Origin of the sequence: Streptococcus salivarius, from assembly GCF_000785515.1 — a bacterium.
In the GTDB taxonomy this organism is placed as follows: Bacteria; Bacillota; Bacilli; order Lactobacillales; family Streptococcaceae; genus Streptococcus; species Streptococcus salivarius.
This window is the reverse complement of sequence record NZ_CP009913.1, coordinates 787,788-808,408: the sequence shown is the minus strand read 5'-3', so window position 1 is coordinate 808,408 and position 20,621 is coordinate 787,788. Positions and strand designations below refer to the sequence as shown.

General features: G+C 38.8%; 19 protein-coding genes. 6 read left to right on the top strand and 13 right to left on the bottom strand.

Translation table 11 applies throughout. The features are described 5' to 3' along the window. Positions 1-36: 36 nt before the first annotated feature. The 8 genes from SSAL8618_RS04085 to SSAL8618_RS04045 form a co-directional block, all read right to left on the bottom strand. The gene (locus tag SSAL8618_RS04085) at positions 37-1,905 is read right to left on the bottom strand and encodes an AAA family ATPase (RefSeq protein WP_038675719.1); all 1,869 of its coding nucleotides are present in this window, start codon (positions 1,903-1,905) and stop codon (positions 37-39) included. Positions 1,906-1,914: 9 nt separating this feature from the next. Next, positions 1,915-3,111: a restriction endonuclease subunit S gene (locus tag SSAL8618_RS04080; RefSeq protein WP_038675718.1), complete on the bottom strand. Its 1,197-nt coding sequence runs from the start codon at positions 3,109-3,111 to the stop codon at positions 1,915-1,917. Continuing rightward, the gene (locus SSAL8618_RS10805) at positions 3,104-4,786 is read right to left on the bottom strand and encodes an HNH endonuclease family protein (RefSeq protein WP_223896513.1); all 1,683 of its coding nucleotides are present in this window, start codon (positions 4,784-4,786) and stop codon (positions 3,104-3,106) included. Before SSAL8618_RS10805 ends, SSAL8618_RS04080 begins: the two co-directional genes overlap by 8 nt. Before the next feature lie 11 nt (positions 4,787-4,797). After that, positions 4,798-7,788 carry a type I restriction endonuclease subunit R gene (locus tag SSAL8618_RS04065; RefSeq protein ID WP_038675717.1) on the bottom strand — a complete coding sequence of 997 codons (2,991 nt, stop codon included), beginning with the start codon at positions 7,786-7,788 and terminating at the stop codon, positions 4,798-4,800. A gap of 163 nt (positions 7,789-7,951) precedes the next feature. Further along, positions 7,952-8,254 carry a helix-turn-helix domain-containing protein gene (locus SSAL8618_RS04060; RefSeq protein ID WP_004182757.1) on the bottom strand — a complete coding sequence of 101 codons (303 nt, stop codon included), beginning with the start codon at positions 8,252-8,254 and terminating at the stop codon, positions 7,952-7,954. A gap of 1 nt (position 8,255) precedes the next feature. Next, entirely contained in the window at positions 8,256-8,609 is a 354-nt protein-coding gene (locus SSAL8618_RS04055; RefSeq protein WP_004182758.1) for a type II toxin-antitoxin system RelE/ParE family toxin, read from the bottom strand. A gap of 236 nt (positions 8,610-8,845) precedes the next feature. Next, positions 8,846-9,610: an SDR family NAD(P)-dependent oxidoreductase gene (locus SSAL8618_RS04050; RefSeq protein WP_038675716.1), complete on the bottom strand. Its 765-nt coding sequence runs from the start codon at positions 9,608-9,610 to the stop codon at positions 8,846-8,848. A gap of 31 nt (positions 9,611-9,641) precedes the next feature. Beyond that, positions 9,642-10,799, bottom strand: coding sequence for an Mbeg1-like protein (locus SSAL8618_RS04045; RefSeq protein ID WP_038675715.1), 1,158 nt, complete (start codon positions 10,797-10,799; stop codon positions 9,642-9,644). A 109-nt stretch (positions 10,800-10,908) separates the two neighbouring features. Between SSAL8618_RS04045 and SSAL8618_RS04040 the strand changes: the two genes are divergently transcribed. Continuing rightward, positions 10,909-11,535, top strand: a complete 627-nt coding sequence (locus SSAL8618_RS04040) for a Pr6Pr family membrane protein (RefSeq protein WP_002890606.1) — start codon at positions 10,909-10,911, stop codon at positions 11,533-11,535. A gap of 37 nt (positions 11,536-11,572) precedes the next feature. Here SSAL8618_RS04040 and SSAL8618_RS04035 read toward each other — a convergent pair whose 3' ends face one another. Then, entirely contained in the window at positions 11,573-12,415 is an 843-nt protein-coding gene (locus SSAL8618_RS04035; RefSeq protein ID WP_038675714.1) for a Cof-type HAD-IIB family hydrolase, read from the bottom strand. 151 nt (positions 12,416-12,566) lie between these two features. On the opposite strand from SSAL8618_RS04035, the gene SSAL8618_RS04030 reads away from it, so the two are divergent. The 4 genes from SSAL8618_RS04030 to SSAL8618_RS04015 all read left to right on the top strand — a co-directional run bounded on the left by SSAL8618_RS04030 (position 12,567) and on the right by SSAL8618_RS04015 (position 15,276). Then, positions 12,567-12,956, top strand: a complete 390-nt coding sequence (locus tag SSAL8618_RS04030) for a hypothetical protein (protein ID WP_038675713.1) — start codon at positions 12,567-12,569, stop codon at positions 12,954-12,956. Positions 12,957-13,146: 190 nt separating this feature from the next. Further along, on the top strand, positions 13,147-14,049 hold the full coding sequence (locus SSAL8618_RS04025) for a glycoside hydrolase family 25 protein (RefSeq protein ID WP_037600402.1): 903 nt from the start codon (positions 13,147-13,149) through the stop codon (positions 14,047-14,049). Between the two features lie 112 nt (positions 14,050-14,161). Continuing rightward, positions 14,162-14,635, top strand: coding sequence for an aminoacyl-tRNA deacylase (locus tag SSAL8618_RS04020; protein WP_014634221.1), 474 nt, complete (start codon positions 14,162-14,164; stop codon positions 14,633-14,635). A 2-nt stretch (positions 14,636-14,637) separates the two neighbouring features. Continuing rightward, a complete protein-coding gene (locus SSAL8618_RS04015) occupies positions 14,638-15,276 on the top strand; it encodes a histidine phosphatase family protein (protein WP_014634220.1) in 639 nt (212 codons plus the stop codon). A gap of 100 nt (positions 15,277-15,376) precedes the next feature. Here SSAL8618_RS04015 and SSAL8618_RS04010 read toward each other — a convergent pair whose 3' ends face one another. From SSAL8618_RS04010 to SSAL8618_RS03995, 4 genes are all read right to left on the bottom strand, one after another. Further along, positions 15,377-15,796: a hypothetical protein gene (locus tag SSAL8618_RS04010; RefSeq protein ID WP_038675712.1), complete on the bottom strand. Its 420-nt coding sequence runs from the start codon at positions 15,794-15,796 to the stop codon at positions 15,377-15,379. Between the two features lie 57 nt (positions 15,797-15,853). After that, positions 15,854-16,756: an HAD family hydrolase gene (locus tag SSAL8618_RS04005; RefSeq protein WP_002890593.1), complete on the bottom strand. Its 903-nt coding sequence runs from the start codon at positions 16,754-16,756 to the stop codon at positions 15,854-15,856. A 315-nt stretch (positions 16,757-17,071) separates the two neighbouring features. Beyond that, positions 17,072-17,551, bottom strand: coding sequence for a hypothetical protein (locus SSAL8618_RS04000; RefSeq protein ID WP_004182767.1), 480 nt, complete (start codon positions 17,549-17,551; stop codon positions 17,072-17,074). A gap of 13 nt (positions 17,552-17,564) precedes the next feature. Further along, the gene (locus SSAL8618_RS03995; RefSeq protein ID WP_038675711.1) at positions 17,565-18,878 is read right to left on the bottom strand and encodes a LysM peptidoglycan-binding domain-containing protein; all 1,314 of its coding nucleotides are present in this window, start codon (positions 18,876-18,878) and stop codon (positions 17,565-17,567) included. A gap of 227 nt (positions 18,879-19,105) precedes the next feature. Here SSAL8618_RS03995 and lysS point away from each other — a divergent pair, with 227 nt between their 5' ends. Further along, the gene (gene lysS, locus SSAL8618_RS03990) at positions 19,106-20,596 is read left to right on the top strand and encodes a lysine--tRNA ligase (RefSeq protein WP_013990828.1); all 1,491 of its coding nucleotides are present in this window, start codon (positions 19,106-19,108) and stop codon (positions 20,594-20,596) included. Positions 20,597-20,621 lie beyond the last annotated feature (25 nt).

The window sequence follows — 20,621 nt, the reverse complement described above, 5'->3', positions numbered from 1 at the left end:
AATGTTTCTTTCTTTTTTATAAATTCAAAAATCTATCTATTGCTTCAATAGTTTCATTTCTAATTCTTCAAAATATTTTTGTCGTAATTTTTTCTGTAAATCATTATCCAATGCAATACGTCTTAAAGCTTTATCTTTAAAGTTTTGAACTATTTTCGTGTTTCCTCTATGATTAATTATTTCATTTTTTAAGTTACAAATCTTTAAAATTGCTGAAAAATCAGATGAATTCAAACTTTCTTCAACGATAAAAGTTATATTATCAACCGTTGAAGATGCATCAAATTTATTTACTAAATTTTTAAAAAATTCCTCAACATCTTCTTTAGTAGGTTTATTATTTTCAATACAGTTACCTTCCATAAATTCATCGAGTCTTTTTTTCAAGGCAATACTTATTATTTTATCTTTCTTTTCTTTACAAGATTCAATGATACTTTGTTGAAAATTTTCAAATTTTTGTTGTTTTTCTTTGTCATCATCAAAATGTAAGCATGACTTCACGACTGCTTCATCAACAAGCATCATCTCTACTTCATTGAATGGAAGAACAAAAATATTCTGTTCTTTTTGCTCTTGAATACTACTTTCATTCATCCAGTCATTGTCTATGATACCGTATGCCGTATTACCATGTAAAAGTTGTAAATTATTATAGGCTTTTGTATGCTGGATGACCTGTTTATGTCCTTGAACTGGTTTTACAAAACAAAATTTACTGAATAGCTTAGAATATATTTTATAATCTATACTAGTTTTTGTTCCCTCACAAAATAGTATTGGCTTCTGTGTACCAGATACTTCAGTTAATAAGGATAAAGGCATTTCTTGTGTACCTTCCAAAACCTGATACTCCAAATCATAAGGTGCTTCAAATTTCTTACACCATATATAACTTGCATTTGTTCTAGATTGGACAAAGTCCATATTATGCGAAGCAAAAACAAATTGACAATCCGATCGCTCTGATATGAGCAAATCCCACAATTCATTATAGACAGCAGCGTTTAAGAAAGTCTCAGGTTCATCAACAACAATATAGCTATTTTTTGGAGCTAAAAGTACATTCCCAATATAAAACAATATACAACGTTCTCCATCACTAAGGCCATTTATACTATATTTAGAACCATTTTTTTCAACTTTAACAACTCTATCATCAGGTTCAAGCTCAAATATTATTTCTGGAAAAATTTGGTTCCATATATATTCTAATCTATCCCATAAAGTTAAAGGTAAATCTTTTTCTTTTCTTGATCTACGAGTAGCTATGTTTGTGTAGTCTTTTACCAACAATGTTATTAATTTTGTAAAGGTATTTGAAATACTATTTTCAATTTGGAATGGATATAAATCAATTGTGTCGTATTTAATATCTACTTCTTTAAATTCAGATATATATCTTTCTTTACTAATATTATTACGGTCAAGAATATTTGACATAAAATACAGTAGTTTCTGAGCAGGCAAAACATACATCTCATCTATACTATTCTTTCTTAACTCATTAATAAGACTAGATTTTCCCGCTCCATTAGCTCCTATTATAACAGTTGTAGAATCCACCTTTGAAATAAAAGAGAAAAGTTTAATTGCTTTAAAATTCTCTAAAATTTGAAGTAGATTTGTTTCATACGTAAAAACATCATTACCATAACAACTAAATATATTTCCTAACCAATTATCACGTAGTTTTTTATACTTTTCTGTTACATCACCAGATAAAAACTCATCATTTAGTTCCTTATTAATCAAATCAATAAGTGTCGAAAAATAATCATCTACTTTCTTGTACTTATTCTCATTTGATTCTTTTTCATAATCAGCCAATTGACTAAAATTATCTTGAAGTCTTTTCTTTTCGGATTCTAACTTTTCAACTAAATCTTTAATAGATCTACACATAATTCCTCCTTAAATTAACATATCCTGCAAGAGTTTCTTTTTCAAAGTTTCTAGTTGAGAAATTTTTTCTTGGTGAGTAGAGATGAGGTTATCGAGGTTTGAGAAATAAGAGCCGATGGCCTGTTGTTCCTCGAGTGACGGAGGAATTGGAATCCGAATATTTGCAAAGTTTTCATAAAAAAGATATTCCCTCACACTACCCTCCGTATTCCTTCTAACTTCTTTATTAAACTCAGGTGATTTTATAAACAGTAGCGCATAGTTGTTATTTACTGACTTATCTAAAGAAAAAATAACATATAGAGAACTAACAATTACTGTTTCCTCTATATCATTAAATGCAATTGAACCCACATTTATACGAGCCGGATTATATGCGAACTCGTTTGGTCCAACTGTCTTATATGAAATTTTTTCAAGATTCTCTAAACGACTTCCTTCGAATTGTTCTGATTGGGGAATCAACCCACTCTGGTTGCTAACAGAATATGCTGGATAATCATACCCTTTGCTGTTTGTTTTCCCTCTTTTAGTACTTATGCTCTTAAATTTCTTTATTTCCCACTCACCTTTAAATCCATCCATACGAATCTCAGGAATGGTCTGTCCAGCTTTAGGAATCATCTTAGTAAGCATGGTCGTCTTGAGTGATCGGTAGTTAGCAAGATTTTCCTTATAGCTAGCTAAAAGATCATCGATGGTGCAGAAAAGGGAACCGATGGCGGATTGTTCTTCAGTTGTCTGTGGAATTGTAACAGAAATTTTTGAGAGGTCTTTTGAATTAATTGCTGGATAACTCGTTCCCGTACATCTTTCTAAAACCTTATTGACAAAACTTTCTTCTTGTAATCTGGCAAAAAGAAAAGCACTGTCTATTAGTGGTCGTAATTGTGCATACCCAGTTGAAAAAACATATTCCTTTTCATCACTGTCAAACAAATAATTATTCTTCTGATATGGACGGACAGTTTGGTAAAAAATATCACCTTTTTGGGCTAAACGTTGAGCACGTGATGGAGCATTCTCTCGTGATACTTCTCTATAAGAAATTAAATCCGTTCCTAAAACAGACTCAAGGTCAACATATTTAAATTTCTCTGGCAATGTTGACTTAGGATTGAATTTTGCAAGCTTGGATAATTTATTTTTTTCCCATTGATTCTTACATATCTTGAATCTAATCTGGGGGATAAAAGAATCAACCATAAACCAGTGATTTCCTCCTACATTTTTTTATATAAAATCTAATCTTACTTTTCTTTGAAATTCCTTTTCTCTTAAATAACTGGAGTCTCAAATATTTTTTATCTGTTGTCTTTAATACATAGAGTTCTTCAAAAAACGCATAGGCCAATACTGATTTTTGTACTAACAAATAACTAACATCTTTCTCATCAACCAATCCATGCATAAAGATATTTCTATTGAGAGGTAATCTATTTTCAATATAATCACTCTCAATATCTTTAAAATTTTTAAATAGATTAACCTCAACAAAACCTTTTTCATGGTATTCTGATAAAAAAGTAATTTGAGATACAAGTTCATTCAAAAAATTATCATCATTAGACGTATTGACAAAATTTCTAAATGACTTATTTGAAGTTAATATCTCTGAAAAGTGAGTCCCTTGTTCTTGAATTTGAATTTGTGAAAGTATAAACTCAATTCTTTCCAAGCAGAATATCACCATCATTTTATACATTTTTAAACTTTCAAGATATTCAAGTTGAGCAACTTCTTTATATGTTCTCAACGATTTTGGAATAAAATCATAAATACTCTTTCCTCTTTGCTCTTCCCAGTATTTGAGATGTTCATATAAATAGTAGTCTGCTTCAGCTTGTTCTGTTACTTTCTGCATAGAAGCAAGCTCATCTAAAAACAATATGGGAGGATATATATCAAAATGTAAACATTTAGCAATTTTACGCTTTCTTTGTTCATCAAGTTCGCGACGATAATCATCAAAGTCAATATTTTTTAAAAAGTTTCCTATATTTTTAAAATTATAGAGTGTTTGTAATTTTGAAAATTGCTTAGATAATACTTCAAGTATGTTTGAATAATTAGGTTGAATTGACGCTATTTTATCAAAAGGTTTAAAAATATCTTTAACGTTATCTTGTATCAATATCTTTAAACTTTGTAATATTTCTTTACCATTAACTCCAATACTTTCATTGAAATTCTTCATTAGATTTTTTACGGGAAATACCGTTCCATTCATAACATTAAAATGTTTCCGACGCTTTCCATATATAGACTCAGAACTAATAATCACCCTTCCAACTGTCTTCGATTGTAAAGATAATACCTTCTCACAGTATTCATCAAAATAATTTTCAAAAATATCTTTTAATTCAAGTTGTAAATCAATTGTTCTTTGTTCGATATCTGACTTCAAAAACTTATCTCTTCTAAAAACTTCGTTAATGTAAAACTTTGACTCATCTTTATCAAGTAATACTTTCTTTTTTTCTACAAAAGTTTCATCTGAGATTTTTACATTTGTATCTCTATGTAATAAAGTTAAATTCCCTAAATTATTCTTGTTAGAATCTCCCGGTTCAAATTTACTTTGAGGTACAATATGTTCTAATTGCCAAATCAATTTACCTTTATGATCTAATTCTGTAAAATCTATTGCTCTTCCATTATTCTTAAACTTCTCAATGCTAACAAGCAGAAAACGAGTGAAATGAACGTGGGTCCCACTATAATAATTAACTCGTTCTCTCTGTTCATCCTCAACAAATTTCTGAATTACTTTTTTATAGTCATTCAATTTAAAGTAATGGTGCTTCTTTTCCTGTTCCTTAAAATATTTGAGAAACCCATTACCAAAAACAGTTTCAAAACTATCTAATAATTTATCCACAATAACTCCTCTTACCTCCCCACTCTCAATGGTTCAATAACTTCTTCAATGAGTTTGGTGTAGGCTTCTTTGATGTGTTTTTTGTAGCTGAGCGGGTTGAGGGCATCAGCTGTTTCTGCTTTATAGTCTTTGTAGCGTTGGCTCTTGGTGAGCTGGCTTTCTCCAGATTGCTTCTTAGCACCTTTACGATAGTGTTGGACGTAGTAACGAAGTTCATCGAGTCCGACATACCATTCTCTGGCAAAGCGTTTGAGATGGTCGTCGATAATGGCTTCAATCATGCTGTCCAAGACACCAGTGATAGATTGTCCTTGGTAATCTTTAGGATTAGCTTGGACTTCTTTCCATAGATTTCGGATGATTTCGGCTAGTTTAGGATTGGTGCGTTCCAGACTCTGGATATAGTTATCAACAGTTTCGATATCCTTGTCGCTGAGGGTCTGTGGACTATCCTCTTCCTGCTGAATCATACTTTGAATCAGGGTCAGAATGTAAGCATAGTTAATCTCGTCGACTTGGACGGATTCCAGTTCGTAGTGGATATCAAAGAGATTATCATCACCATCGTCTTCAGCTCGGCTTTTGAGCTCTGCTAGGATATTTTGATAGATTCCTAGATAGGTTTCGAGCTTTTCATCTGATAGTCCTGTCTCTGCATAGATAGCCGCTTCATCATATTCGCTATAGACACGGATAGATGCCAGATACTTGTCAAAGGTTTGGTAAGCCTTGGCAATGCGACGGAGTTGTGGGCTAGTAGCCTGCTCAATCGTGATGACATAGTTTTCCACATCTTCCACTTTTACTTGGAAGTCGATCCAGGCTTGAATAAAGTTAGCTTTTTCTTCTGCCCAGTCTGGGGCAGTGACGTCATTTTCACCACCGTTTGAGTAGAGTCTAAGGGCGTTATCCACAGCCTCTTTAAAGGCCTCTGGCCTTTGGAAGGTGATGATATGGCCATAACGCTTTTTACTGTCAAAGATGCGGTTAGTGCGACTAAAGGCTTGGATCAAATCCTGTGGACGCATGGGCTTACGGTCGATAAAGAGAGTGGATAGACATGGGGCATCAAAACCGGTCAACAGACGGTCAACGACAATGACCAAATCCAACTGCTCTTTACGAGGAATATATTTGTCTAACTTTCTAGCTAAACGATTATTGATATCCGTGTTAAAGCCACGCAAATCAGCCATATTAAAATGAGTACCGTACTCTTGATTGTAATCGTCCATGACCTGCTTCATGTGCTCTTGGTAGCCGATAGATTCTTCTTCATTTTCCGACACGGAGTAAGTGACCGTCACCTTTGGAAAGTCAAGTAGCACGCGCTTAACCCGTTCTGACACCTTGACACGTTCGTGTCCTGCCTTGATACTCTTGAGCAGATTGTAATAGGCCTGAGCCTGTGGAATAGACTTAACGGTTAAGATGGCCTCGTAGGTCTTGCCCTCACCATTTGGGAAGCCCAACTGTTGATAACTTTTGTTTAGGATAGCATCCAAGACTTCTAGCATGTGCTCTTTATCTTCATAGACAGAGTCAGGAAGGTCTTCTTCAGGAATCGGCGAAATAATGGTATTACGATAGTCCACCTTAAATCCCAGAACTGCCCCGTCATGGATGGCTTCTTTGACCGTATACTCATGGAGGCGTTCGCCATATTGTTGGTGGGTGGTTTGCGCCAAGTCACCTAATTGCTTGCGTTTATTCTCCTTGAAAATCGGTGTGCCTGTGAAGCCATACCAGAGCGAATTGTGGAAAAATCCTTTGATATCTTTTTGGGTCTGAGGCGTGACCGCACGGTGACATTCATCCACAACAAAAGCCACACGAAGGTCCTTGATTTTCTCCGAATCCTTTTGATATTTACCTTCTTGGAACTTACGCATCATGGTAGTGATTTTCTGGATAGTCGTTACAATCACACGCTTATCATTTCCTGCCAAACGCTTGACCAAGTCATGGGTATTGTCCGTTTCATCGATATCGATGACATCATTAGCGGCGTAGGAAAGAAAGGACGACGTCGTCTGCTGGTCAAGGTCCCTACGGTCCACGACGAAAATCGTCTTCTGAATGGCTGGAATCTGCAAGAGGTTGCGAGCCACCTTGTAGGAAGTTAGGGTCTTACCAGAACCTGTGGTATGCCAGATATATCCTGATTCCTGTCGGCGAGAGGCATCTTGAACAGACTCGATGGCATGAATTTGATAGGGACGTAAGAGGATGAGGGCTTTTTTACTATCATCAATAACGGAGTACTGCATCACCATCTGATGGGCACGTGGAATAGACAGGACCTCATGGGCAAAGTCCATGAGACTGGTCATGGGTTTATTATCTTTATCCACCCAAGATGTCAAGAATTGTTTATTGAGCTTATCCTCTCGTGCAGCTGCGATATAACGTGTGTCCACCTTATTAGTCACAACAAACATCTGAAGGGCAGAGTAAATGCCACGTAACTTACCTTCACGGTCATACTTTTTGATTTGATGAAAGGCATCCAAAAAGGCCACACGAGGACTCTTGAGCTCAATGTGGATAAGAGGAAGGCCATTAATCATCAGTGTCGTATCTAAACGACGGTCCTGATCTTGTGGATAGGCCTTGTCACGTTCCACCTGATTGACCACTTCGTAACTGGATTTTCCAGCAGCGATATTGTCACGCCAGATGACAGAAAGTCGGATAGTCCCAAGGCTAGCATCTTCACGCTGAACCTCGACTTTGGCAATACCATTTTCACCCGCCAACCACTTAGCAGCTTCATAATAGTTAATGAAGTTAAGCTGGTTCTTGATTTGGCGCTTCTCCTGCTCAGTCAAGGGATGGTCAGCAAGTAGGGCAACGTTATTTTGCGCTAACTTTTCAAAAAAGTTGTCCCATAATTGATCTTCATTTTTTAAGTCTGGTCGATAGGTCCACTGGCTCTCACCAGAGGTTAACTGCTCGATTAATTGACGTTCTATCTCAAGTTCTGGAGTAACTGCTGGCATGACTTATCCTTTCAACATTGTCGTAATCCCTTACATTATAGCATTTTCAGGGTTTCTTTCATAGTTTTGGGAAAATTCGAACAAAAAAACACGGTAAGTCCGTGTTAATCGTTTTAGAATAGCAAATAATAATTGTTATAAAAGTAGGTTATCTTCCCTAAACTTACTTCACATGTGAATCAAGTGGGACTACTGCCAATGTCTTACCTAGACTAGCCAGTATTTTAAGAACCGTATCTAACTGAGGTGCCGTTTTACCTGTCTCCATACGTGCGATAACAGGTTGTTTGACACCACTCAATTCTTCAAGTTTCTTTTGAGAAATGCCTTGTTTTTTACGAGCATCAATAATCTCAAGCATCAGTGCGACACGGAGTTCACTTGCCGCGATTTCCTCTTTAGTGAAAATAGTTTTCTGTAAATCATCCCAACTACTTCCAATTGCTGGATTCTTTTCTGGAGTCATCTTACAATCCTCGCTTTCTAATATCATCTAAAGCCTTTTGAGCCTTCATCAGCTCACGTCTTGGAGTCTTTTGTGTCTTTTTCACAAAATGATGAAGCAAAATAAAACCATCATCTAGCCATGCTGCAAATAAAATTCTATCTCTTAAGGGTCTTAGTTCCCAAATCTCTCCTTCCAAATGTTTAATGAATGGTTCACCAATCATGGTTCCTCTATTTTTTAACATAGTCAGGTAGTCTTGAATTTTATGTAATTTAATTCTAGAATCTTTACTTGAATTCATAGATAATGTTTCAATATACTCTCTAACAGGTTCATGTCCATTTCTATCTTTATAAAAATGAATAGGATACATACAAATCTCTCTTCCTTTATTATAACTTATAAGTACTTACATGTAAATACTTATAAGTTATTATTTTAAAATATCACTATTTAAATTTATATTCGTAAAAGGTTAGGAAAAATGATAAAAAGCCACCTATAGTGGCTCAGAATGTATATTATTTATGATCTAGACATGGCAAAAATACGAGTAAGCGACCAAATTTTGTAGCCCTTTCCATCTGGAAAAGGTTTATCGGAGACTTTTTATTCCTCCCTATGAATGGTAAACCCTGTGGCTTGTTGGTTTGCCATGATGGTCATGTCTGAAATCTGGACGCGTCGAGGTTGCTTGGTGACGTAGAGAACTGCGTCCGCAATATCTTGTGCTTGGAGGGCCTCTAAACCTTGATAAACCTTAGCTGCCTTGTCCTTATCACCGTGAAAGCGAACTTGAGAAAAGTCGGTCTCAACGATACCAGGCTGAATGGTTGTCACCTTGATATCTGTGGCAATGGTATCGATACGCAAGCCATCACTGAAAGTTTTTACTGCAGCCTTGGTTGCTGAATAAACGGCAGCACCTGCATAGGCATAGATGCCCGCCGTAGAGCCCATATTAATGATATGGCCCTCATTGGCAGCAACCATGCTTGGCAAAATCTGACGTGTCACCATCATCAAGCCCTTGACATTGGTATCGAGCATGGTCAGCATGTCCCACTCCTCATAGTCTTGGTAGGCTGTTAGACCTAGTGCCAGACCTGCATTGTTAACCAAGACGTGGACTTGATCCACGCTTTTGAGAATAGCTTGGCAAACATCCTTGACCATAGCCATATCAGTGACATCCAGGGCAAAGGTCCAAACTTTTTGATTGGGATAGGTTGCTTGGAGCTCTTCTTTTAGAGCTTCTAAGCGCTCCACACGGCGACCGGTTAGGATGAGATTTTCTCCCTCTTCGGCAAAGGCACGCGCCGTTGCTTCCCCAATTCCTGATGTTGCTCCTGTAATAAGTACATTTTTAGACATAAAATTCTCCACTTCTATGATTCCGCTGCCCCTAATCGTTGTTGGTTAATTCACTCAACTTCTTGATAAAATCAGGAAGTTCTAGCTTGGGCAGGTTAGATTTCTTGTTTCCCGACTTCCAAAATATCCATAGCAACTGGTTGAAACCGTCCTGCAAGACCTTCTTTTGTTGATCTGTGAGATTGCCAAATTCTTGCAACATCTGGCCTAGCTTAGGGAGAGTTTTTATCCCAATATCATCCAGACTTTCAATTCCAGAATCAAGGATGGTATCAAAGAACAAATCACAAACCTGCTTGAGTTCTTGATTAGGCAAGGTCTCAATCCATTCTTGGAAGGTCTCTTTTAAGCGTTGACTCAAGTCCGTCGGCTGGTCCTCATAAACAAAATCATTTGTTTCCAAGTCAACCTGCCAAAGCAAGACATTGTGTTGAGCGATGCCTATGCCATCTGCTGCTACGAGCTTTGCGGTTTTGTCCCAGTAAAGCATGACTCCCACAACTGATTCTTGAGGTCTGATAACCGTCATCTTAGCTTTCAACTCTTGGTAAGAAGGCTTCTCTAAGAGGGGCTTCATCAAGCCCGGAGAATCAAGAAGCAAGAGCTCTGCTATTTGCTCACGCAAGACAGTCGAACTCTGAACAGCCGAATAGAGAGCAAGATTGCCACCCTTGGAGTGTCCAGAAACAACAATATGGCCACTGAGGTTTGGCAAGTGCTCCTCCAGAAAGGCCATGGCTGAGCGATGAGCAGGAATTTCCCGACTGTAAGTCAGCTGAAAATCCTCCTTCCAACCAATGACGCTATCATCGGTACCACGAAAGACAATCTGCTGGTAGTCCAATTCAGGCAGACTGAAAATCATAGCCGCAAACTGTTTTTCCACTTCCTTGTCCAAGACACTACAGTAGTCACTTAGATTAAGTCCAGCGAAACGCCTAGACCTGACCATGGCTTCAGCCAAATCTACCCGTTCCTTAGTCACCATGAAGCTGTAGTCTGGATTTAAGTCCTTCCCTTCAGCATAGTCATGTAAATTGATGGTTTCCTTCAAATCACTTGCTGAGAGCCATTTTTCATAAGTCAGGTAGCCAATCTCATTGATGCAAACCTTATCCAAGATATTTAGAGGCTCTTGGTCGAAAGGCAAATCCTTAACCTTATCAAGATAATCGATTAAATTGGACATCATTACTCCTTAAAGTCTTTCTTACCTTGATTTTACTAGAATTTTCAATAAATTGTTAGTGAAAAATGTGATATGATAAGAGAGATTATTTATTAGGAAAAGGAAGCTTATGACTATTTCACGATTTTACCGTATCTTACTAGCTCTCTGTGGACTAGTAGGAGTCTCTATCCAAATCCATGACGATGGTTGGGGCATGTTGCTCTATTACACTGTTTTATCCAATATTCTGGTCTTTTCTAGTTTGATTTTCTTTATCATCTATGACTTCAAAAAAGGGGATGCGACGACTAACACCAAACTCTTGCGTTACAAGGGTGGTGTAACTATGGCCATCCTCATCACTGGGGTCATCTATCATATCCTCTTGGCACCTATTACGGAACCTGAGAAATTCTGGACCCTCCGTAACTTCTTGGTCCACTATATTGTGCCTTGGGGATTGGTGCTTGATACCCTCATTTTTGATGCTAAGAAAGCCTACCGTCTACGTGAGCCAATTTACTGGTCCGTGGTCCCTCTGTCTTACTTTGCCTTTGCCCTTTTAAATGGCTTGGTTCTAAAACTCCCAATCCCAGGTGCCAAAGATAGCCCCTTCGCCTACTTCTTTATCAATGTTAATAAATTTGGCTGGAACAAGGTCTTGGTAAATGTCCTAGTTATCAGTGCCGGGTATATCGCTGTCGGCTATCTCTTGTACCTCTTGAAAAAATTTATCGGTCGTAAACCAGCATAAAACACAAACTGAGCTCCCAAACGGAACTCAGTTTTTTCTATTGCAATAAACCCAATTTCTCAAAAGCCTTGTAGAGACCATCAGCTTCAACATCGTCTGTGATTAGGTCTGCCATAGCTAAGATTTCCGGCCCACCATTTCCCATGGCAACCCCAACCTCACAGTATTCCAACATAGGGATATCAATCTTGGCATCACCAAAAGCAATGGTTTCCGAACGCTCAGCCCCCAAATGTTCCAAAAGGACATCGATGGCATGGGCCTTGTTAATATCCTTAACACCTAGATCACCAAACAAGGCTGTTTCACCTCGCCCTCCCCAAGTATGGGGTTCAAGCTGTGGAAAAGCTTCTTTTGAATCTAGATGATCCTGATAGGATTCTAAAACGAAACTGACCTTGTTTAGGTCATCACGGTAGAGTTCCCCACCATACTGAAGGCCATGAAGAAAATCTTCTGGTTCTTTCCCCTCAACAGACGCTGCAGATTGCCCCTTTTGAATGGCATAAGTCTTAAGTGTCTCACGTGCCCGCTCCCGAAAATCAGGACTGGCAAAGAGACCGTTATTGCTCTCCAGATAAAAGGCCAGATGGCGTTCTGTTAGCCAATCCACAATCTTAGCCGCATCTTCCTTAGAAATCAGCTGATGCATGAGGACTTGGCCATGATGCTCTACATAAGAGCCATTACCACCAATCATCCCATCCAAGCCAATTTCCCATAATTCTGGCTGCATTTCTGCCTTGCTACGACCAGTACAAACATAGACCAGATGGCCATTTTTACGGGCCTGACGAATAGCCTTGATTGCTGACACTGGAATGCGGTTATGATAATCTACCAAGGTCCCATCAACATCTAGAAAAATAAGTTTTGACATGTTTTCACCTCAAGTCTTCTTTTACTTTATTATACCCTGATAATGCTACAAGAGATACTACTATCCTTGGACAAACTGATACTATCCTACGATAGTATTGTCTCCAATCCAAAGCATTGCCATTTCTCCTGAAAGAAGCTATGATGAAGGTATGAACGATTTAAAAACACTACTGAATCACCTGTCCTATAAATTAGCAGCCTATGATGCCCAAGGAAACTTTCTCTACGACAACGGTGGCTCTGACGGTAGTTTCTTCCCCCGTGAGCCTGAAAATCTGCCCGATTGGATCATGTCTGAAGTTCTAGCATCTCCTACCAAAGAAAGAAGTTATCAGATTCCAACAGACAGTTTTGATCAAGTCCTCATCCAGACCTACCAAGCTGCTATCGACAACGAAGGAAAGGTCCTAGGATTTTGGGAGACTATTTATGATTTGAAGCAACCTCTCAAGACCTATCTGGATAACTCTGCTCAAGCTCTTGTCGCCTGGTCTGATGCCACTAGTGGCGCTAGTTTCAAGGAAGAAACTGACTTTTAAGCTAAATTTCTTGCTTTAATAAATGAAAAATTCACTTAATTCAAGGATAGCTCAAAACACCTTTATTCATAAAATGTGCCTAAGTCAGCACTACAAAGGCTTTTTGGAAATCAGTCACTTTAATATCTCTCACAGAATTTATAAACATTCTATTTTGCATTTTTGCGCTATTTAAGGTAGAATGGGAGTAATGAGAAAAAGAATAAAACCGATCGTTGTTTACGTGGTTCTAGCTCTTTTAGGATTAGCATTAGTTATTGCAAATATTCACAATACGTCCAAACAACAGGCGCATCTTCAAAACGTGAAATCTGCTATTCCTTATGCTACTACACCAAAAACAACAACCAGTAGTACATCTAGCAGTTCCGACGAGGAGCTGATACTCAATCCCATTATCGACCTTTCAGGGTGGCAACTACCTCAGGATATCGATTACGATGTCTTGTCAAATCATATTTCTGGTGCTATCGTCCGCGTCTTCGGTGGATCACTGATTAGTAAGGATAGCAATGCCGCTAGTTCGAATGGGGTCGACAAATCTTTTAAAACACATATTAAAGAACTCAAAAAACGTGACGTTCCAGTTGCCGTCTATTCCTACGCTCAAGGTACTTCTGTCAAGGAGATGAAGGAAGAAGCTCGTATTTTCTACAAAAATGCTTCTCCATACAAACCGACTTATTACTGGATTGACGTCGAAGAGGAAACCATGTCTAACATGGAGCAAGGTGTCCAAGCCTTTCTCGCTGAGCTCAAACGACTTGGAGCTGAAAATGTTGGTCTCTATATTGGTGCTTATTTCATGCTCGAGCAAGAAGTTTCAACTAAAAACTTCGACGCTGTTTGGATTCCAGCCTACGGTACCGATTCTGGTTATTACGAGGCTTTACCAAACACTGAAATCGACTATGACCTTCACCAGTATACGTCTCAAGGAAGCCTTCCAGGTTTCGACAACATCCTAGATCTTAACCAAATCAATCCAGAGAAAAACAAACGTAAAACCTTTGAAAAACTCTTTGGTAAGATTAAGCAAAAACCAACTAAAAATAAGAAGACTACTTCGACAAGTTCATCTAGTAGTCAGTAAAAACCAGTGTCTAAGGCACTGGTTTTCTTCTTGTCAAATTGGTTTAGGCGTGTTAAGACGATTGTGTTATAATGGATGGTAGAAATGTATAACTTTAAAAGGAGATATGACAATGGCTAAGAAAGGCAAAGTCAAGAAAACCTTGGTTGACCAAATTCTTGATAAAGCTAAAATTGACCATGATAGCTTATCCTTCAATGGTTTAGAAGGAGAGCTTCCAGAAGATGTGGCACGTGAGAGCATTTATAAAACCCTCGCCCTTAAGGGAGATAAGACAGGACCAGTCATCGGCATCGTCCCTATCACCGAGCACCTGTCTGAAAAGAAATTAGCTAAAATTTCAGGGAACAAGAAAGTTCAAATGATTCCACAAAAGGATCTCCAAAAAACGACTGGCTATGTTCACGGAGCCAACAACCCAGTGGGAATTCGCCAAAAACACAATTTCCCTATTTACATCGATCAGTCTGCCCAAGAAGCTGGTTTCCTTATTGTCTCAGCGGGAGAAATTGGGCGCTCTATCCGTATCAATAGTCAAGAACTTGCTGATTTTGTTAATGCTGAATTTGCTGATATTAAGGAGTAATCATGAAACTGTATTTTGTACGTCACGGTAAAACTGAGTGGAACTTGGAAGGCCGACTTCAAGGCGCCAAGGGAGACTCGCCTTTGCTTAAAGAATCTGTTGAACAAGTACGTGAGCTAGGTCACTATCTTAGTGACACTCATTTTGACTTGGTCTTCTCAAGTGACCTACCACGTGCTAAAAAAACTACAGAGCTCATCATGGAGTCTCAAAAACCTAAAGCTAAAGTTACCTACACTAAAGCTTTGCGTGAATGGCAGCTTGGCAAACTGGAAGGACAAAAAATTTCACTCGTTCAGGCCATCTATCCAAAAGAAATGGATGCCTTCCGTCATAACCTAGCCAACTTCCGTGCTAATGACTTCCAAGCTGAATCTGTTTACCAGACAACCAAACGTGTGGCCGAATTTGTCAAAACACTTAAAGATAGTGATGCTAAAAATGTCCTCATTGTTGGTCACGGAGCTAACCTAACAGCTTCTATCCGTACCCTCCTTGGTTTTGAACCGGGTCTTCTTCGTAAGGCAGGAGGTCTTGACAATGCTTCTGTCACTATTCTCGAAACCAATGATTTCGAGCACTTCACTCTCAAATGTTGGAATGATACATCTTATATGGATGAACAAAACAAGATCAGCTAAATCATCGACTGACTTCATAAGACAAGCGATCCTGAACAAGGGTCGCTTTTTTGCACTCAAAAAGCCCTTAAAGCCTACTACTTCAAGAGCTTCACTTCCATTATTTCCAACTCGGTTCCTCTGGCAAACGGTCTAATTCAACACCAAATCCTCGAGCCAAATCATCTAATTCCTTTTCGAAAACGTCTAGTTCCTGTAAGACAAGATCATACTGTCCTTCAGACAATAAACGCTTAAAACGAAGACCACGACTCAAAACAAATTCCATATCTATTTTGACAGTTCTATGAACATGTTCCCAATAGTTGTTAGCAAACTCTCGTTGCTTTTCTTCAGTATTAAGGTGGTCTGATAATGCATTATAGGAATCCCAGGCAAGACACTTCATCTGTTCTGCATCTCTAACACCTTCAAAGAGATCGTCACGTTTGGCTTCGAGTGATTCGACCTCTTTTCTCAAAGCCTCACGTTCAGCACTTACTGCTTCAATATCATGTTTTAAGTTGTTGATTTCTACCATTTTCAAACTCCTTATCTCACGTTCTAGACAATAAAACGGCCACACGAGGCCGCTCTATTATCTTCCATATTTCATACGAAGGATTTTTTCCTGGTTCGCATTCAAACGAAGAAGGATAACCACTTTATCAATACTCATATTGCTCTCAAGAAGACGTTCAGCCGCCATCATAAGACCATTATTGATACCTAGTTGAAGTACTGGATTTTCATTATCATTGATATCAAAGATATATTTGTTATTTGGAAGGTCGAAAAGGACTTTCACCGCTCCAAAGAGTTGCTCAAAACTATCAATTTCCAAGTCAAAGACTGGCTTAGTACCTGGTTTAAGGCTACGTCCACGGTGGTTAAACCACATAGAATGCCAACCACCATTGAAGGCCCCCATGACATCATTGTCATAAGAATCTCCAACATAGAGCGTCGTCGATGGATTCATGTCAAATTGCTCAGCTGCGAGGTTGAAGATTTCCTTCTCAGGCTTTTGGAAACCTGTCGCCTGACTGACGATGACACGCTTAGGATCAACGTAATCATAAAGTCCCAACTTCTTAACCTTTTTAAGTTGGTGCTCTGTTGGTCCATTGGTAATAATCCCCATAGGCACATTTTTTTCCTTGAGGAAATCAAGGGTCATGCGCATTTCATCAAGCATGGTGATGTTTTCCAACTCATGCTCGTAAACCTCTTGGAAATGGTTGCCCGTTTCTTCATCAATTTCACGGTAGCCAAACTCCAAAAGGGTCTCTTTACAGCGCCAAAAACGGAAATACTCGGTTGTCCACTCACCTGCCATTACACGTGGAAAACCAACATCAGAATAGTGGCGGAAACGAATGTAGGCTTGATTCATGTGACTCATATCAAAGTCAGGGAAACATTTTTCCATGGCAATACGATAAGGTGCCTGTTGGTCATAAATAGTATCGTCAACGTCAAAAACAATAGAAGTAATCATCTGTCCGTTCTTTCTTATATCATTCTCTTGACCAAAGTCTTAGACACGTCTGATTAACTAGCGACTAATATGATATTAGTCAGCTTCTAGGTCTAAGCCCGGTAAAAGTTAGCTTTAAGTCAACTGTCTATGGGCAATCTTGCTCGTCTGTTTTTTGACCAGAATACAATTGCCCAAACAGTCTTATTATACCGTTTTTACCCTCTGATTTCAATTTTGGACCCTACTTAAGAGAATATTATTCGTGTTTTGAAGATAGAAAAAGGTTTGGAACAATTTGTCCCAAACCTAAAGCATCTTGTCATATTCAGATACTTATTTAATTTCTTTGAAGGTCATTTTTTGTTTGACTTCACCCTGACCACCCTTGGCAATCTGGTAATAGAAATCTTTTGATGTGAAGTGGTCACCATAAGCAAAGACCTTGTTGTACTGCCATTGTGACAATTGATCGTCCTCTTTTTTACCAAGAGTCAATGTTGTCTTTGTCACACTGTATTCCCACTTAGCTGTTTGGTCATTATAGGCCTTGTCAAAATCAGTCTGACTCTTAGCAGCATTAACCACTGTCGTACGATCTTGACTCACAAGTGCCTTGTTACCACCTTCTTGGAAGGCTACATACATGACACGATTATTGACCTCACCGTTTAGAGAACTTGAGTATTGGTAAACCTTACCAGGTACAACACTATCCAAATGGTGTGTTCCCCAGTAATAGAAAGCACCAAATCCAGCTCCCGTAACCAAGAGACAGGCGAGAACGACACTAATAATGATATTTCTCTTTGACATGTCTTGCCCCTCTCTATTCGTCACCAGTTAGGTCAGAGAAAGTTGCCTCTGAGTCTGTTTCAGTGTGACTTGAAGAACTTGATGATGAACGTTCAACACTTGATGAGCTTGAACTCATGCGTGTTTCTGTTTGAGAATCATCACTTGATGACGCCTTAGATTCTGATGATTTTTCAGTGCTTGATGATGAACTTTCTTTTTCTTTGTAAACATCAACGTTGAAAGCCCACTTATCACCCTTATAACTTACCTGAATTTGAGCATATTTTGCCTTAATAAGATCTGACAGCTTACCTCCGTTGCTAAGGGTGTCGTAAATCTTTTCAGCGAGAGCTTTCGCATTAGCTTCCGTTTTGGCACCATCTTTAGGTCCATCAACAATGTCTTGAGCCTTAGGTGTTTCACCTTGAAGATAAAGGGCTTTGCTTTCAGTGTCCTTCTTCGCAGTAGCATTTACACCAGTCTTATCATCTGCATGTGAGAAGAAAGTCCATGCTGGACCACCTGAACGATTTTGTCGATAAATATTTGAGAATTCTTCTTGAACCTTGTCTTGGAAAGCATCATCAGTCAATTCTTTTTCCTTAGAACTTTCTGTACTTGCTTTACTTTCACTACTGCTTGCTGTTGAGCTTGATGCAGAAGATGAAGATGAAGATCCACTTGTTGAACTTGATGAAGCATCTTTAGATTCAGATGATGATGAAGAAGAGTCCTTGCCATCTTTAGAATCTTTAGTATCTTTGTCTTTATCGTTGTTATTGTTTGTAGTGCTATTTGAGAATGAAACGCTATTGTCAGAATTATCTGGAGCGTAAATCACTGTATTCTTAGAATGGTCATCAGAGACAAAAGTGCTGTTATTGATAATCACTCGGTTGTTATCACCGTAGTAGTTGTTGATAACAATCTTAGAATGTGCACAACGGTAACCATTACCAGTCACATGGTAACCTGCTGGGACATCACCATCACGTTTCAAGATGAGGACGTCACCTGCGAAGATAAGGTCAATATTCTGAATATTATTATCGTAGGCTAATTTCTCAATAGAAATTCCAGTTGCTTGAGAGATACCCCACAAGGTATCTCCCCATTGAATCACGTACTGTTGGCCATCTAACTGCTGTGGATTGATATTCTGAGTTGTCAAATTATTTGTAATTTGTTCAGGTGTGCTGGCAATCCAGTTTGTAATATCAGCAGCGTGAGCACTCGTTTGATTTTGATAAAAGCTATCTGCTAACACAGATACCGTAGGCATCCCAATAGGTGCTAGTAAAGCGCCAAGCATCACGGCTTTACTAACATAATTTTTCTTTTTCATCGTATTTCCTCCTTATATCATACGAAACTTACTTTGCTATTGTACACCCTTTTTATTATATTTGTCAATAAATTCTATAACTTTCTAATCAAAGGTTAATGCTAGTTTACAATTTGTCCTAAAAATAGATAAATCCTAGCTTTATTTATCTGACATTTAATCATTTGTCCTATCTTTAGAAGGTGATTTATGATACAATAATTACGACTATTTTATGGAGGACTAACATGTCAAATCAACACATGGAAGAATTGAACGATCAACAGATTGTCCGTCGTGAAAAAATGGCGGCTTTGGCTGAACAAGGAATCGATCCTTTTGGTAAGCGATTCGAACGCACAGCTACATCTGGTCAATTAAAAGAAAAATACGCTGACAAAACAAAAGAAGAATTGCACGAAATCAACGAAACTGCTACTATCGCAGGTCGTTTGATGACTAAACGTGGTAAAGGTAAAGTTGGCTTCGCCCACATCCAAGACCGCGATGGTCAAATCCAAATCTACGTGCGTAAAGATGCTGTCGGTGAAGAAAACTACGAAATCTTCAAGAAAGCTGACCTTGGTGACTTCCTCGGTGTCGAAGGTGAAGTTATGCGTACAGATATGGGAGAACTTTCTATCAAGGCTACTCATATCACTCACTTGTCTAAAGCCCTTCGTCCATTGCCTGAGAAATTCCACGGACTTTCAGACGTTGAAACAATCTACCGTAAACGTTACCTCGATTTGATTTCTAACCGTGAAAGCTTTGACCGCTTTGTCACACGTTCAAAAATCATTTCTGAAATCCGTCGCTACCTCGATGCTCAAGGTTTCCTTGAAGTAGAAACACCTGTTCTTCACAATGAAGCTGGTGGTGCTGCTGCTAAACCTTTCATCACTCACCACAATGCTCAAAACATCGACATGGTGCTTCGTATCGCGACTGAGCTTCACCTCAAACGTCTCATCGTTGGTGGTATGGAACGCGTTTATGAAATCGGACGTATCTTCCGTAACGAAGGTATGGATGCTACTCACAACCCTGAGTTCACATCTATTGAAGTTTACCAAGCATACGCTGACTTCCACGATATCATGAACTTGACTGAAGGTATCATCCAACACGCTGCTAAAGCTGTTAAAGGTGACGGACCTATCAACTACCAAGGAACTGAAATCAAGATCAACGAACCATTCAAACGCATCCACATGGTTGACGCTATCAAGGAAATCACTGGCGTTGACTTCTGGCAAGACATGACTTTGGATGAAGCCAAAGCTATCGCTGCTGAAAAGAATGTTCCAGTTGAAAAGCACTACACTGAAGTTGGTCACATCATCAACGCCTTCTTCGAAGAATTCGTTGAAGAAACATTGATTCAACCAACATTCGTTTACGGTCACCCAGTTGCTGTGTCTCCATTGGCTAAGAAAAACCCAGAAGACCCACGCTTCACTGACCGTTTCGAACTCTTCATCATGACTAAAGAGTACGGAAATGCCTTCACCGAATTGAACGACCCAATCGATCAATTGTCACGTTTCGAAGCACAAGCTGCTGCTAAAGAACTCGGTGATGACGAAGCAACAGGCATCGACTACGACTACGTTGAAGCCCTCGAATACGGTATGCCGCCAACAGGTGGACTCGGAATCGGTATCGACCGTCTCTGCATGCTCCTCACTGATACAACAACTATCCGTGATGTCTTGTTGTTCCCAACGATGAAATAATAATGGCTCTTTGTCAACTGTAGTG